Source organism: Methylobacter psychrophilus (assembly GCF_025583945.1).
GTDB classification, from domain to species: domain Bacteria; phylum Pseudomonadota; class Gammaproteobacteria; order Methylococcales; family Methylomonadaceae; genus Methylobacter_C; species Methylobacter_C psychrophilus.
On the sequence record NZ_JAOEGU010000123.1, the window covers coordinates 1 to 2300 of the forward strand.

The window sequence follows — 2300 nt, forward strand, 5'->3', positions numbered from 1 at the left end:
CGATTGTATACTTTTACCAGGGCCTGCTCTCTGAAGCCTACTGAATACCTTTTATATTTTTTCATTTTTAATCTCAAATTTTATTTTTTCTTAAAATTTGAGGCGACAACTATTCTGACGCAGGGGGCCATATCACTATTTATTCTTTTTCCTTTTTCTGGGAAAACAATGTCACTGAGCTTTAAATTTTTTGCAAGCAATGTAGCAAGCCCTGTTCCAATTGTATCGTCAATGGATAGTATTTTATTCACATGTAGTTCGGATAACTGTTCAATTGCATGTCCACTTTTTTTAGGCAATAGTGCGATTTCTTGCTTAAGGCAACAGTTTTTATATTTTTTTCCACTACCACAAGGACAAGTGGCGGTTCTATTGATTTTTTTCATATTTAATACGTTATGGAATAAACATTACTGCATTGTAGTGAATGAAAAGCTCTTTGCGCAAAGGGTAATTTTTACGTCAAATTTTCAAACCTATAAAATCAAGTGGTTGCGCGTCGCTTATATCAGTAGCGAAATATTCGCATAAAAAAGTCAAGCACAGCATGACTAAAAACTAAGCTCACAAACTGAATCAATCCAGCAAGATATAAATAATGTATACATTGCCTTACACCTTTACACATTGGCTACAGGGCGCATCATGCCGTGTAAGATAAAGTCGATTTACAGTTCATTTACATTGGGTGCTAATCAACAAAAGGCTCTAAAGTTTCACGAAATTTTAATGAACCCATTGTGTACAAAGGTCTGCGGCCTATTTTCGATCTCTCAAATTTAGGCTGTATTTAGGGCGCTTTATTTGTACAAAATAACGACCGTTTTGTTAGTTCATTATTAGTCGTAAAAATGTCCTAATATATTGCGCACATAGTGCATAAAAAACGCATATATAAGACTTTTTTAGACTAGCCATAGTTTCTCATCACTTATTTATGTTTATCGTGTGCGGTCAAAAACGTAGAGAATCCCTGTGGAACTTTAGAGCCTTTTGTTGATTAGCACTCCATGTTGATCTTGGCATGTAGCGCTATAAGTGCATTTTTGGCAACACCATGAAAGCGCGTGCGCTACCACAGCAAAAAACCGAAGCATGGATCAGTGCAGCTGCACTCAACAGAATGACAAATCTGGGCATGCTCGTGTCCGTAAAAATCTAACTAACGATAGAAATGACGAACTTTGGCCAAATTTTGATTTATTCAACAACGCCCAAGCGAATAGTGAAAGCTTAAATAGCTTCTACATTGAGTTTAACCCCAAGTGCCTTACAGACTTTAGAAATTGTGTCGAAGCGAGGGTGCGCATTGGGGCGAAGGGCCTTATAAAGCGCTTCGCGTGTGAGTCCTGCTGAACGGGCTATCTCCGACATGCCACGAGCACGAGCAATGTCGCCCAATGCCGCCGCCAGTAGCGCAGAATCTCCGTCATCGATGATGGCAGTCAAATACTCTGCAATCGCCACTTCACTATCCAGATAGTGTGAAGCATCGAATTCAGGCAGGCTGGCAATATTAATTTTATTGGTCACGGTTTAATCCTCCAAAGAATCAGCCAACTGTTTGGCCTCGGCAATATCTGTGGCCTGGGTAGATTTATCGCCGCCACCCAACATTACAATTATCACTGCTCCTCGCTGCACATAATACATACGCCAGCCAGGGCCGAAATGTTCACGCATTTCAAATATTCCTTCACCTACCGGCTTGATGTCGCCCATATTGCCAAGCTGGGCTTTTCTCAGTCGAGCCACTAACCGACGTTTGGTCATGCCATCACGCAGGCCAGAAAGCCAAGCATCGAATTTTGGTAGGGTGCGCATTGTAATCATAGCCTAATTGTATTCGTTCGATTACAACTAGTCAATCCAGTATTAATAGGGGGCCCGTGGAAGAACCCCTATCTGGTATGGTGCAGAAAAAATTTGTCGCAGTATTCTCCTCAATCCGCCATTGGATCATCTGGAAACAAAAGCACCTCATAATTCCGCGCACCGTGCAAAATGTGGATTATCTCAACGAGGTCTTTAAGGACACGATAAAAAATTAGGTAATCCCGATGTACACAACGCCGAATCCCATGGTGCTCATAACGCGGAATCAATGGGAAAGCGCGGGGCATGTCGGCAAGATCGGCACAACGTCCAAGAATTTCATCAACGAAAGTTGCCTCGTTCGGGATTATGCGGACGGATAAACTCGCCGATCTCCATCAAGTCGGCCTTGGCCTCGTCCGTGACAACAACCCTCATGATTCAAAGTGTCTCCGTAATTCCTCGCGTACCGTTCCGATTTCTTG

The 2300-nt window shown here is 42.1% G+C and carries 4 protein-coding genes; all 4 read right to left on the minus strand.

The window, feature by feature from the left end; all coding sequences use genetic code 11:
- Window positions 1–80 precede the first annotated feature (80 nt).
- The 4 genes from N7974_RS20365 to N7974_RS20870 all read right to left on the minus strand — a co-directional run bounded on the left by N7974_RS20365 (window position 81) and on the right by N7974_RS20870 (window position 2186).
- Complete coding sequence (locus N7974_RS20365) at window positions 81–386, minus strand: SEC-C metal-binding domain-containing protein (RefSeq protein WP_262967363.1); 306 nt, start codon at window positions 384–386, stop codon at window positions 81–83.
- An 847-nt stretch (window positions 387–1233) separates the two neighbouring features.
- Window positions 1234–1533: an addiction module antidote protein gene (locus N7974_RS20370; RefSeq protein ID WP_262967364.1), complete on the minus strand. Its 300-nt coding sequence runs from the start codon at window positions 1531–1533 to the stop codon at window positions 1234–1236.
- A 3-nt stretch (window positions 1534–1536) separates the two neighbouring features.
- Complete coding sequence (locus N7974_RS20375) at window positions 1537–1824, minus strand: type II toxin-antitoxin system RelE/ParE family toxin (protein ID WP_262967365.1); 288 nt, start codon at window positions 1822–1824, stop codon at window positions 1537–1539.
- A 119-nt stretch (window positions 1825–1943) separates the two neighbouring features.
- The gene (locus tag N7974_RS20870; RefSeq protein ID WP_394813140.1) at window positions 1944–2186 is read right to left on the minus strand and encodes a type II toxin-antitoxin system RelE/ParE family toxin; all 243 of its coding nucleotides are present in this window, start codon (window positions 2184–2186) and stop codon (window positions 1944–1946) included.
- Window positions 2187–2300: the final 114 nt, after the last annotated feature.